Origin of the sequence: Micromonospora sp. ALFpr18c (assembly GCF_008868155.1) — a bacterium.
GTDB lineage: Bacteria > Actinomycetota > Actinomycetes > Mycobacteriales > Micromonosporaceae > Micromonospora.
Genome location: NZ_WBKR01000186.1, coordinates 1 through 12,620, shown reverse-complemented (window position 1 = coordinate 12,620; position 12,620 = coordinate 1). Strand labels below are relative to the sequence as shown.

Here is a 12,620-nt window from a genome sequence, read left to right as displayed (position 1 = left end):
CGAACCTGCAGCGCACCGGCAATGACTGGATCGAGGCGGCGTTCCGGGCCGCGCGGGGCGCGGATCCGGGTGCGAAGTTGTGTTACAACGACTACAACACCGATGGCATCAACGCGAAGTCGACCGGTATCTACAACATGGTGCGGGACTTTAAGTCTCGTGGCGTGCCGATCGACTGCGTCGGCTTCCAGTCGCACCTGGGCACCACGATTCCCGGTGACTACCAGGCGAACCTGCAGCGTTTCGCCGATCTTGGTGTCGACGTGCAGATCACCGAGCTGGACGTGATGACCGGCGGCAACCAGGCCAATATCTACGGCACGGTCACCCGGGCCTGCCTGGCCGTCTCGCGCTGCACCGGCATCACCGTGTGGGGCGTGCGGGACAGCGACTCCTGGCGTGGCAGCGACGACGCGCTGCTGTTCGATCGGTCGGGCAACAAGAAGGCGGCGTACACCTCCGTCCTCAACGCCCTCAACGCGGGCTCCAACCCGACCACGCCGCCACCGGGCTCCCCGGTGGACACCAGCGCCTGGTACGTGCTGGTGAACCGCAACAGTGGCAAGGCGCTGGACGTGTACAACCGGGCGACGAACGACGGCGCCCGGATCACCCAGTGGTCCCGCAACGACGGGGCGTGGCAGCAGTGGCAGTTCGTGGACTCGGGGGGTGGCTACTACCGACTGAAGTCGCGGAACTCCGGCAAGGTGCTCGACGTCTACAACTTCTCCACCTCTGACGCCGCCGCGATCGTGCAGTGGAGCGACGGCAACGGCACGAACCAGCAGTTCCGGCTCGCCGAATCCGCCGGTGGCTACCTGCGGGTGATCAACCGCAACAGCGGCAAGGCCGTCGAGGTGCAGGGCGCGTCCACCGCCGACGGGGGAAACATCGTCCAGTACACCGACTGGGGTGGCAACAACCAGCAGTGGCAGCTGATCCGCATCGGGTAGCTGCCCAGCACCGCGGTGGCGCGGACGGGGTCGTCCGCGCCACCGTCGGCGCCGTGCGCGGCACTCCGCGCCGCACCGAGGCCTCCGCCAACCTCTCATATAGTCGTGCGATGGAACGGGTCCGACAGGCGTACTCCTCCGTCGCGCAGCTCTACATCGAGCTGTTCGGCACCAGTCAGCAGGTACACGTCGACGACCTCGCCTTCATCGAGCGGCACCTGGCGGGTGGCCCTGGAGCGGTGCTCGACCTGGGTTGCGGGCCTGGTCACATCACCGAGCACCTTCGTTCCCTGGGCGTGGACGCATCGGGAATCGACATGGTCCCCGAGTTCATCGCCCACGCGCGGGCGACCCATCCGGGCGGCAGGTACCACCTCGGGTCGATCGAGCGGCTCGACGTTGCCGATCACTCCATCGCCGGCATCCTGGCCTGGTACTCGTTGATCCATCTTCCGCCGCGGCATCTCGACGACGTACTCACCGAGTTCCGCCGGGCGATGGCCCCAGGCGGGACTCTGGTGATCGGCTTCTTCGACGGTGACGAGTTCGCCGCGTTCGACCACAAGGTCACGACCGCCTACCGCTGGCCCGTCGACGAGTTCTCGGCGCGACTGGTGCGCGCCGGCTTCGCGGAGGTGGACCGGATGCAACGACCCTTCGATGGCACCCATCGGCCGCACGCCGTCATCGCGGCGACCGCAACCGAACAGTGAGGTGACCCGGCGAGCCTGCGTGCCGTTCTGAGCCAGGCACCGAGAGCCTGTCGATCGTCTGGCAATGGGCCCTACATCAGCGAGCCGGTGGCCTGGCGGGCCGGACCCCAGACGGCCGGGGCAGAAGGTCTGCCGACCGAACACGTGCGATGCCCGCCGACGATCCGCCGTTTGTCCGACCTGCTCGTCGGGCAACAGGAATCACCATGACGAATGAACGAGCGAGATCCGTCGGTGGCTACGTGATGCGAATCCTCGGCGTGGTAGCGATCGTCGTGGGCATTCTGGGATTCTCGCCAGTCTGCCGCAGGGCAACCTCGTCGGTGTGGTCCTTGGCATCGTCTTCATCGCCGGTGGAGCCATCCTGCTCAAGCGCTCGGGAGGCGTCGGCCGAGCGAGAGAGGCAGCCTCGGCTTCAGACGGCACGCGTTGAGGGGCGTGCCCGGGGTGACCGCCGTGGCGACGACCCCGGGCGGCTCTCAGGCCGGGACGCGATCGGCGATCTCCGGTGCGAAGAGTGCCGACGGAGGGTCCATGAGATGGGTGACACGGAGGAACGCGGTGGCCAGCACCGGGTCCTCGGTCGCAGCCCGGCGGAGGCGTTCCAGGTAGGCGCCGCGCCGCTGGTCGAGCATGGACCGGTCTCCCACCGCCTTCGGGAGGCGCAGGTCGTTGGCGGCGACCGCCGCCCACGGCACGTCGATGACCGCGGCCGCCGCAGCGAAGAACCGGCTGGCCAGATCGGTGGTCCCATCCTTGAGCAGCCGTCGGAGGATGCCCGCCTCCAGGGCGGCCACGGTCATCCCCTGGCCGTAGATCGGGTTGAATGAGCACATCGCGTCGCCGGTGACGAGGTACCCGGCCGGGAATTGGTCGATCCGGTCGTAGCGCAGCCGGGTGCTGGCCGGGTATCGCATCTTCACCGGATCGCCGATCGGCTCGGCGGTGCGCATGATGGTGGCGACGTCCGGGCTGTCGAGCGTCTCGGCGAACGCCAGCATGCCGTCGTCGTCGGTCGGCGGCACACCGCCGAATCGGTCGCTGATGCTGACGATCCAGGTGTCGTTCTCCTGGGCGAGGACGAATCCGCCGTGCACGTTGCCCGGGTAGGCGTTGACCGAGGCGCCGGCCCGGCCGTCGAGATGGTGCGGCTCGCGGCGATAGCGGCGCGTCACGTACACCGTCGGCACCTCGATGCGCTCCTCCTCGACCTGCGGAAAGCCGAGTGCCGTCAGCATGTGGCGGCTGCGTGAGCCACGCCCGCTGGCGTCCACCACCAGATCGGCGTCGTCGACGGAGACCCGCTGACCGGCGGCGGTCGCTGTCACGCCGACGACGCGATCACCCTGCGCCGTGCAGAGCAGGTCGTCGACCGTGTGCTCGGGCCGGACCACCACATTGGCCAGCCCCTGCACCCGGCGCCGGATCACGAACTCGAGTAGCGGACGGCTCGCGGCCAGCGCGGTCATGCCGGACACGCCCTTGGCCAGCGGCCGGCCGCCCAACCACCACCGCATGTCGTCCTGCACGTCGAAGGTGGGGGCTCCGAGCCCGGCCAGTTCCGCGCCGAACCCGTCGAACAGCCGCTCCATCTCCTGGCTGCCACGCGTGAGCAGCCCGTGCACGTGGCTGCTCTGCGGCACGCCGCGTCGTGGCTCGGGCTGCTGCGGCAACGTGTCGCGATCGAGCACGACCACCTCTTCGAAGGACTCGTGCAGCGCCCGTGCGGCCAGCAAGCCTGCCAGCGAGGCGCCGATTACCACGGCCCGCCCGTTGCCCATTGTTCCCATGCGAATTCTGGTTCCCGTCCTCGATTGTCGTCGGCTCGACGCTAGCGTGGCCGAAAACCGAAACACGGACCTGCCTACCCGTCAAATCGTCATTGGTCCGATTTGGCGGGTGCTTCTTGTGGCTGATCCAGTCGGCATCCACTATCCGTAAACCAAAACTGCATATAAATCCTCAGTGCAAGCGTTCATGACGTAGGCGCAGGGAGCTCTCATGACCGACACCGGCCCGCCCTCGTTCAGCGGCGTGCACCACGTCGCTTTCACCGTTCGCAACCTTGAGGCGAGCATCGCCTGGTACCAGAAGGTCTTCAACGCGACGCTCGCGGACGGAAAGCTTCCGCACTACGGTCGCGAGTGGACCGGGTACGCCGAGTTGGTCATCGAACCGCGTAGTGGGTTCGCCATCGGTCTGCACCACAACGAGGGCAATCAGGGCGAGGAGTTCAACGAGGCCCGCACCGGCCTCGACCATTTCTCCCTCAATGTCGAGACGCGTGAGGGGCTCGAGGCCTGGGCGGCCTGGCTGGACAGCCTGGGCGTCGCGCACTCCGGTATCCAGACCGTGAAGGATCCGTTCCCCTACTCGACGGTCATCTTCCGGGACATCGACAACATTCAGCTGGAGGTCGTCGCGGTCGGCGTCTGACCCGGCCGACCGACGAGCGGCGACATGGAATGTTCGTCGTGAACCAGGGCACGTACGACTGGGACTGCTGATCTGAGGAGTGGACATGACCAAGGTTCTGATGGTGTTGACCTCGCACGACCAGCTGGGTGACACCGGCCGGAAGACCGGTTTCTGGCTCGAGGAGCTGGCCGCGCCCTATTACCGGTTCCGGGACGCCGGATGGGACGTGACGCTCGCGTCGCCCGAGGGTGGGCGGCCACCCCTGGACCCGAAGAGCAACGAACCGGACTTCCAGACGGATCAGACCCGCCGCTTCGGTGCGGACGCCGAGGCGGAACGGCAGCTCGACAACACGCTACGGCTGGACTCGGTGTCGGTCGGCGACTTCGACACCGTCTTCTACCCGGGCGGCCACGGCCCCCTGTGGGACCTCGCCGAGGACGAGAATTCGATCAAACTGATCGAGCAGTTCGTCGCGGCGGGCAAGCCGACCGCGCTGGTGTGCCACGCGCCGGGCGCGCTGCGGCACTGCGTGACCCCCGACGGTCAGCCGCTGGTCGCCGGGAAGCGGGTCACCGGGTTCACCGACAGCGAGGAGGAGTACATGGGCCTGACCAAGGTCGTGCCCTTCCTCGTCGAGGACGAGCTGATCGCCAAGGGGGCGCAGTTCTCCAAGGCGGGCAACTTCGAGCCGCACGTGGTGACCGACGGGCTGCTCGTCACCGGTCAGAACCCGGCCTCCTCCGGGCCGGCCGCAGACGAGCTGATCTCCCTGGTCGGCCGCACCGCCGGCTGACCCCGGTCGCCTCCGTCGGGCGGGCCCTCGCGAGGGCCCGCCCGACGGGTCACCGCACCACCGGTACCGAGCTCAGCTGGCCCGGGCGGTGTGGACCGCGGAGACCGCACCCGCGCCCTCACCGACCGCGGTGGCGACGCGCTTGGTGGAGCCCGCGCGGATGTCGCCGACCGCGAAGACGCGGGGAGCGCTGGTCTGGAACGGCAGTGGCGCCTCGCGCGTACCGGGCGGCAGCCGGCTGTCGGTGAGGACGAAACCGTTCTCGTCCAGGGCGATGCCCGTCAACCAGCCGGACTCCGGGTCCGCGCCGATGAAGCAGAACAGCCCCCGGCAGTCCAGTTTCGTCGACGTGCCCTCGTCGTCGACGACGATCGCCGCGAGGGTGTCGTCCCCGTGCAGCTCACGCAATGTGCTGCGGGTGTGGACCTGGATCCGCGGGTGGGCCTGGATCCGGTCGGTCAGGTACGCCGACATCTTCGCCCCGAGGTCGCCGGAGCGCACCACCAGATGCACCGTGCAGCCGCGTGCGGCCAGGGAGAGCGCCGCCTGCCCCGCCGAGTTGGCGCCGCCCACGACCGCCACCGGCTGTGACTCGTACCCACGCAGGTCCAGTTCGGTCGCGGCGTACCGGATGCAGCCGCTCTGCTCGAACTCCGCCCAGCGCGCGATGTCGAGCCGCCGGTAACGCGCGCCGGTGGCGGCGATGACCGCGGACGCCTCGATCCGGGTGCCGTCCTCCAGCTCCACGACGGGCCGTTCGTCGTCGGACACGTCGAGGCCGACCACCGCGCAGGGCGCGTAGATCTGGACGCCGAACTTCAGCGCCTGGATCATCGCCAGCCGGGCCAGCTGCTCGCCGCTGATCCCCTGGGGGAACCCGAGGTAGTTCTCGATCCGCGCGCTCTTGGCCGCCTGGCCGCCGAGGCCGGTGCCGTCCAGCAGCACGGTGACGAGCCCCTCGGAGGCGCCGTAGACCGCCGCGGCGAGGCCGGCCGGTCCGGCGCCGACCACGACCAGGTCTGGGTTGTCGGCCGAGGCGACAAAGGTCAGGCCGAGCGCCTCCGCGACCGTTCCGGGGGTGGCACGGCGCAGCACCCGGCCGTCGGTGACCGCGACGGGCAGGTCGTCCGCGTCGACCCCGACCGCCCGCATGAGGGCCCGGCCGGACAGCGAGGCCGCGTCGAGCCAGGCGTGCGGCAGGAGCATCTGGGTCGCGTACGTTCGCAGCCTCAGCGAATCCGCGGCGTCCGGCCGGCCGACGATCTCCAGGGCGTTGCCGGCCGCCCCGCGCATGAGTTCGCGTCGGGCTCGGAACGTCTCAATCAGGACATCGGCGATGTCGACCTGCTCGGCGAGCACGCGGCGCAGCACCGGGGCGGTGATCCGGACGACCGTGCCGGCCTCGACGACGCGGGCCGTGAGGAAGACCTGCTGCCCGGTGAGGAGGCTCAGTTCGCCGAGGAACTCACCCGGTACCCGCCGGTAGATCAGGCGCTCGGGGTCGAGCGCCGTCGCCTCGCGGACGACCTCCGCGGTCGCGGTACGGAGCAGGAAGAAGTCGTAGGAGCTGTCGCCCGCCGCGTACAGGTCCTGCCCCTGATGGACGTCCTCCTCGGTGCCGTAGCCCGCGAGGCGGTCGAACTGCTCCTCGTCGAGGGCGGGGCCGTCGACGTCTCCGGTGCTCATGCGCGAACGGTAGGGCCACTCACTTGACCACCAGTGGATTCGCGTGGGCGACGTCGCGCCGGAGTGCGGGCTCACCTCGCCGAGCAGCGAGTACAGAGATCGCCATGTGGCTGTCCAGTGAGCCTCGCCATCGTTGTCGAGCCGGAGAGGCCACGCTCGGTGCGACGGGCACTGCCGTGCGGTGTAACCTTTCTGCCCGCTTCGAGGGACAGAGGAATCCGGTGTCCAGTATCGCCTTGGTTGTCGCGGTGGGTGTCGCCATCCTGGTGGGGACGGGCGCGGCCCGTCGTCTCCGGATCGCCCCACCGGTGCTGCTCCTGCTCGCCGGTGTCCTGCTCGGGTTCGCGCCCGCGCTGCGCGGGGTGCACCTGCCACCCGAGGCGGTCCTCCTGGTGTTCCTCCCGGTGTTGCTCTACTGGGAGGCGTTCACCTCGTCGTTGCGGGAGATCCGGAGAAATCTCCGGGTCATCGTGCTGCTGAGCACCTTCCTCGTGGTCGCGACCGCCGCCGGCGTGGCGGCGGCGGCGCACGCACTGGGGCTCGACTGGGGGCCGGCGTGGGTGCTGGGCGCCGCGGTGGCTCCGACCGATGCCACGGCGGTCGGGGTCCTGGGCCGGATGCTGCCCCGTCGTATCGCGACCATGTTGCGGGCGGAGAGCCTGGTCAACGACGGTACGGCGCTGGTGATCTACACGCTCGCGGTCGGGATCACGCTCGGCGAGGAACATCTGAGCGCGGGTCGGGTCGCCGGGCTGTTCGCGCTGTCGTACCTGGGCGGCGTCGCGGCCGGTCTGGCGGTCACGTTCCTCGTCCTGCAGATCCGCCGCCGGCTGACCGATCCGTTCCAGCACAACCTCCTCGCGTTGATGACGCCGCTGACCGCCTACCTGATCGCCGAGGCAGCCGAGGTGTCCGGCGTCCTCGCGGCCGTGGTCAGCGGACTCTGGGTGGGCCGGGTCTCGCCGCGCCTGTTCCCCGGCAACGCCCGCCGGTACGTCCAGACCGTGATGGGCTTCGTGACCACGCTGGCCAACACGGCGCTGTTCGTGCTGGTGGGGCTGGAAGCCCAGTCGGCCGTACGTGGGTTGGACAACACCGAGCTGGCCCACGGGATGCTGGTCGCGGTCGTGGTCTGCGCGGTCATCGTGGCGGTGCGGTTCGGCTGGCTGTTCACCAGTCCGTACCTGATCCGGGCGATCGACCGCCGCCCACAGCAGCGTGAACGACGGCTGAGCGGCCGCCCACGGGCGCTCATGTCGGCGGCCGGGTTCCGCGGTGCGGTGTCGATGGCGGCGGCGCTGGCCGTACCCCATGCTCTGCCGTCCGGGGCGGAGTTCCCGGACCGGGACCTGATCGTCTTCGTCACGGCCGTCGTGATCGCGGCGACCCTGTTGCTCCAGGCGCCGCTCATGCCTCGGGTGACGCGGTGGGCCGGGCTGGGCGCCGACGGCGAGGCGGAGCAGGAACGCCGGCGGGCCGAGATCACCTCGATGGACCACGCGCTCAAGTCCCTGCCGGAGATGGCCGCGGGCCTGGGCACGAGCGACGATGTGAAGAAGCAGTTGCGGACGGAGTACGACCGCCGCCTGCGCGTGCTGCGCGACGGCGACGCCGACTCCGGTCCCGACGAGGCCGCGGCCGACTACGAGCAGCAGTACGCCAACCTTCACCTGGCGGTCATCGACCACCGCCACGACACTGTCGTCCGGATGCGTGACCAGGGTGAGATCGACGACGAGGTGCTCCGGCGCGTCCAGGACGGCCTCGACCTCGAGCAGGTCCACATGATCCAGCGACGCGACAACGACACCCGCGCGAGCTAGGCCGTCGACCCGGGTGTGGTCACCGCAGCCCGCGGATGTGACCGGCTCACCGCGCCCTTCGGCGGCGACATCCGATGTATGCGCAGGTGGCTGCGGCTCTGATTGACGTCCACTCTGGCGCGATCCTTGCCGAACCGCCCGGCGGGCTGCGCGCCGCGACCTGGATCTCCTGGTCAGGGCCTCCGGCGGCGGCGCAGGTCTCGGTAAATCGGCCATTGCCTATCCAGCGGCGTCGATGTAACCTTCCCGAAACACATCAGACGTCTGACTGCCTGATGGTCGCTCATGGCTACCGGGGGACGTCGTGGTTGGCAGGCCCGCACACGTGTCGCGCTTCGGGGTGGTCGGATCGGCCACCGTTTGGAGGATCGATGTCCGACCTGACCCGACGGCAGGCTCTGAAGATGGGCGCGGCCGGCGCGGGCGGCGCCCTGCTGCCGCTGCCGTGGAGCGCGGTGGCCCGAGGTGACTCGACGGCACCTCCGCAGGTGTTGGCCGCCGGCGACCTGGCGCTCTGGTACGACGAGTCGGCCGGCACCGACTGGCTCCGCGCGCTACCGATCGGCAACGGCCGGCTCGGGGCCATGGTGTTCGGCAACGTCGACACGGAGCGACTACAGCTCAATGAGGACACCGTCTGGGCCGGCGGGCCGCACGAGCCGAGCAACACCAGAGGTGCGGGCGCCCTGGCGGAAATCCGGCGGTTGGTCTTCGCGAACCAGTGGACCCAGGCTCAGGACCTCATCAACCAGACCATGCTCGGCAACCCGGTGGGGCAGCTGGCCTACCAGACCGTCGGCAACCTCCGGTTGACCTTCCCCACGTCGGGTGCCGCCTCGCAGTACAGCCGGCAGCTGGACCTGACCACCGCGACCACCTCGGTGACGTACGTGATGAATGGTGTCCGATACCAGCGCGAGGTGTTCGCGAGCGCGCCGGATCAGGTCATCGCGATGCGGCTGACCGCCGACCGGACGGGCTCGATCACGTTCACCGCCACCTTCGACAGCCCGCAGCGGACATCGGTCGCGAGTCCGGACGGGAGCACGATCTCGCTGGACGGTGTCTCCGGCAACCAGGAGGGTGTCAACGGTTCGGTCCGCTTCCTCGCGTTGGCCAACGCCACCATCAGCGGCGGCACCGTGTCCAGCTCCGGCGGCACCCTGCGGGTCACCAACGCCACCAGCGTGACCCTGCTGATCTCCATCGGCTCCAGCTACGTCAACTACCGCACCGTCGGCGGCGACTACCAGGGCATCGCGCGACAGCGCCTCACGGCCGCCCGGGCCAGCAGCTACGACCAGCTGCGCAGCCGACACGTGACCGACTACCAGGCGCTGTTCGGTCGGGTCAGCCTCGATCTGGGTCGCACCTCCGCCGCCGACCAGCCGACCGACGTCCGGATCGCCCAGCACAACAGCGTCAACGACCCACAGTTCTCGGCGCTGCTGTTCCAGTTCGGCCGGTACCTGCTGATCTCGTCGTCACGGCCCGGCACCCAGCCGGCCAACCTCCAGGGCATCTGGAACGACTCGTTGACCCCGTCGTGGGACTCGAAGTACACGATCAACGCCAACCTGCCGATGAACTACTGGCTGGCCAACACGACGAACCTGTCGGAGTGTCACGCCCCGGTCTTCGACATGGTCAGGGACCTAGCGGTCAGCGGCGTCCGCACCGCCCAGGTGCAGTACGGCGCGGCGGGTGGCTGGGTCACCCACCACAACACCGACGCGTGGCGGGCCACCTCCGTGGTGGACGGCGCGTTCTGGGGCATGTGGCAGACCGGCGGCGCCTGGCTGAGCACCCTGATCTGGGACCACTACCTGTTCACCGGCGACATCGAGTTCCTGCGGGCCAACTACCCGGCGATGAAGGGTGCGGCGCAGTTCTTCCTCAACACGCTGGTGACCGAGCCGACCCTCGGCTACCTGGTGACCAACCCGTCGAACTCGCCGGAGCTCGGTCACCACGCGAACGCCAGCGTGTGCGCCGGCCCCACCATGGACAACCAGATCCTGCGGGACCAGTTCGACGGGTGTGCGCGGGCGAGTGAGATCCTCGACGTGGACGCCACCTTCCGTGCTCAGGTGCGGGCCACCCGGGACCGGCTCCCGCCGATGAAGATCGGCTCGCGCGGCAACATCCAGGAGTGGCTCTACGACTGGGTGGAGACCGAGCAGTACCACCGGCACATCTCGCATTTGTACGGGCTCGCCCCCAGCAACCAGATCACCAAGCGCGGCACCCCGCAGCTGTTCGAGGCCGCGCGCCGGACGCTGCAGCTGCGGGGTGACGACGGTACGGGCTGGTCGCTGGCCTGGAAAATCAACTTCTGGGCGCGGATGGAGGAGGGCAACCGGGCCCACGACCTGATTCGCTACCTCGCCACACCCGCGCGGCTCGCGCCCAACATGTTCGACCTGCACCCGCCGTTCCAGATCGACGGCAACTTCGGCGCCACCGCCGGCGTCGCGGAGATGCTGCTGCAGAGCCACGCCGGTGAACTGCACATCCTGCCCGCACTGCCGACGGCCTGGCCGAGTGGGCGGGTGACCGGACTGCGCGGCCGGGGTGGGCACACGGTCAGCGTCACCTGGAGCAGTGGGCAGGCCACCGAGGTGCTCCTCCGCCCGGACCGCGCCGGCACCGTCCGCCTGCGGGGTCGGCTCTTCACCGGCGCCTACACCGTCGTCGACACCGCGGACGGCACGTCGGCCCGGACCACCCGCATCGAGAGCGACCTCGTCGAGGTGACCGTGCTGGCCGGGCGTACCTATCGGGCCACCAGTTCGGGCACCACCACACCGACGCTGGAGCAGAGCTTCACCAACGCGGGCATCTCCAACGACACCAACACCGGCGTCGGGAACTTCGACGGCAACGGGGCCAGTCTCTCCGTGCAGGCCCTGGCGCAGGCCGGGGTCACCCCGGGCAGCACGGTGAGCCGCAACGGGGTCACCTTCCGCTGGCCCAACGTCAGCCCCGGCGTCGCCGACAACGCCATCGCCTCGGGGCAGTCCATCGGCGTGACCGGGACGGGACGGACGCTCGGCATCCTCGCGACCGGCACCTACGGCGCCGTGTCGGGAACCGCGACGGTGGTGTACGCCGACGGCACCCGCCAGACCTTCACGCTGAGCACGCCCGACTGGTACGGGGGACCACACGCCGGCGGCACCGCGGCCATCGTGACCGCCTACCAGAACCGGCCGGGCAACCAGCGTCAGGCCACCGCCGCCTGCATCTACTACGTCGGGGTGACGTTGCAGAACAAGGCGGTGGTCCGGGTCGAGCTGCCGAACATCAGCGCACGGCCGGCGTCCGGCGTGCCGACCATGCACATCTTCGCGATCGCGATCGGCGCCTGACAGCGGTGATCGCGATCGCCGCCCGCAGGCTCTCGGCGTGAACGCCGAGAGCCTGCGGCGACGCTCTCGAAACAGCGACGCCACGTCTTGACGAGCGGCGTACCCATCCACAAGAGTCTATGATGCAGAGGTTGGCGCACCGTGGGAGCCCGGTGTGCCGCTCGGGCAACTCGGAATACCGCTACAGGTGTGCCAGGGCCATGCCTGTTAGCGCTAACAGCGGCGTCGCTCGGCAGCGGGTCGGTCACGTCCTCCCGCGCGGTTTCGGGCGTACGCCGGTTCGCGTCACCCCGAACCCAGGAGAGTGCTCCCATGAAGAAACCCAGAGTGGCCAAGGCCGCGATGGTGTCGGCCGGCGCCGTCCTGCTGGCCTCCACCGCGGTCGCGGCTGCGGTGCCGGCAGGTGCCGCGGCCGCCGGCTGTTCGGTGGACTACGGCGTGTCGTCGCAGTGGCAGGGTGGCTTCGGCGCCAACGTCACCGTCACCAATCTCGGCGAGCCGGTCAGCAGTTGGGCGCTGACCTGGTCCTATGACGCCGGACAGGCCGTCACGCAGGCGTGGAACGCGACGGTGACCCAGAGCGGTGCCGCGGTCACGGCCAGGAACGTCGGTTACAACGGGGCCATCACGACCAACGGCACGGCCTCGTTCGGCTTCAACGGCTCGTGGACCGGCAGCAACCCCGCGCCGACCAGCTTCGCGCTCAACGGCGTGACCTGCACCGGCGGCACGGCACCCACCACGCCGAACCCCAGATCGACTGCGCGGCTCCGAACCCATCGACCGTCTGGTACCTGGTCGCGCTGTTCACCGTGATGTCCGCCGGCCCGTTCGGGGGCGGGGTGGTCGGCGGACATCAC

General features: G+C 69.5%; 8 protein-coding genes and 1 pseudogene. 7 read left to right on the top strand and 2 right to left on the bottom strand.

The window, feature by feature from the left end:
* Positions 1-953 (top strand): endo-1,4-beta-xylanase (locus F8271_RS25360; RefSeq protein ID WP_192580448.1); only part of this gene is annotated, 953 nt, incomplete at its 5' end.
* Between the two features lie 110 nt (positions 954-1,063).
* Complete coding sequence (locus F8271_RS25355; RefSeq protein ID WP_151492338.1) at positions 1,064-1,666, top strand: bifunctional 2-polyprenyl-6-hydroxyphenol methylase/3-demethylubiquinol 3-O-methyltransferase UbiG; 603 nt, start codon at positions 1,064-1,066, stop codon at positions 1,664-1,666.
* Between the two features lie 479 nt (positions 1,667-2,145).
* Here the strand turns inward: F8271_RS25355 and F8271_RS25350 are convergent, their stop codons facing one another.
* Positions 2,146-3,447, bottom strand: a complete 1,302-nt coding sequence (locus F8271_RS25350) for a squalene monooxygenase (protein WP_151492337.1) — start codon at positions 3,445-3,447, stop codon at positions 2,146-2,148.
* Positions 3,448-3,667: 220 nt separating this feature from the next.
* Here F8271_RS25350 and F8271_RS25345 point away from each other — a divergent pair, with 220 nt between their 5' ends.
* Together F8271_RS25345 and F8271_RS25340 are read left to right on the top strand one after the other, a co-directional pair.
* Entirely contained in the window at positions 3,668-4,102 is a 435-nt protein-coding gene (locus F8271_RS25345; protein WP_151492336.1) for a VOC family protein, read from the top strand.
* Positions 4,103-4,187: 85 nt separating this feature from the next.
* The gene (locus F8271_RS25340) at positions 4,188-4,880 is read left to right on the top strand and encodes a type 1 glutamine amidotransferase domain-containing protein (protein WP_151492335.1); all 693 of its coding nucleotides are present in this window, start codon (positions 4,188-4,190) and stop codon (positions 4,878-4,880) included.
* A gap of 72 nt (positions 4,881-4,952) precedes the next feature.
* On the opposite strand, the gene F8271_RS25335 is transcribed toward F8271_RS25340, so the two are convergent.
* A complete protein-coding gene (locus F8271_RS25335) occupies positions 4,953-6,566 on the bottom strand; it encodes a cyclic nucleotide-binding domain-containing thioredoxin-disulfide reductase (protein WP_151492334.1) in 1,614 nt (537 codons plus the stop codon).
* 221 nt (positions 6,567-6,787) lie between these two features.
* Between F8271_RS25335 and F8271_RS25330 the strand changes: the two genes are divergently transcribed.
* The 3 genes and pseudogenes from F8271_RS25330 to F8271_RS25320 all read left to right on the top strand — a co-directional run.
* On the top strand, positions 6,788-8,389 hold the full coding sequence (locus F8271_RS25330) for a Na+/H+ antiporter (RefSeq protein WP_151492333.1): 1,602 nt from the start codon (positions 6,788-6,790) through the stop codon (positions 8,387-8,389).
* Between the two features lie 371 nt (positions 8,390-8,760).
* Positions 8,761-11,760, top strand: a complete 3,000-nt coding sequence (locus tag F8271_RS25325) for a glycoside hydrolase N-terminal domain-containing protein (RefSeq protein ID WP_151492332.1) — start codon at positions 8,761-8,763, stop codon at positions 11,758-11,760.
* Between the two features lie 312 nt (positions 11,761-12,072).
* A pseudogene (locus F8271_RS25320) lies at positions 12,073-12,522 on the top strand (cellulose-binding domain-containing protein); the annotation flags it as partial.
* Positions 12,523-12,620: the final 98 nt, after the last annotated feature.

What these genes read in the sequence shown, in the direction of transcription:
- F8271_RS25355 (WP_151492338.1), top strand. Translation starts at nt 1,064, where the DNA reads ATGGAACGGGTCCGACAGGCGTACTCCTCCGTCGCGCAGCTCTACATC.
- F8271_RS25350 (WP_151492337.1), bottom strand. Translation starts at nt 3,447, where the DNA reads ATGGGCAACGGGCGGGCCGTGGTAATCGGCGCCTCGCTGGCAGGCTTG.
- F8271_RS25345 (WP_151492336.1), top strand. Translation starts at nt 3,668, where the DNA reads ATGACCGACACCGGCCCGCCCTCGTTCAGCGGCGTGCACCACGTCGCT.
- F8271_RS25340 (WP_151492335.1), top strand. Translation starts at nt 4,188, where the DNA reads ATGACCAAGGTTCTGATGGTGTTGACCTCGCACGACCAGCTGGGTGAC.
- F8271_RS25335 (WP_151492334.1), bottom strand. Translation starts at nt 6,566, where the DNA reads ATGAGCACCGGAGACGTCGACGGCCCCGCCCTCGACGAGGAGCAGTTC.
- F8271_RS25325 (WP_151492332.1), top strand. Translation starts at nt 8,761, where the DNA reads ATGTCCGACCTGACCCGACGGCAGGCTCTGAAGATGGGCGCGGCCGGC.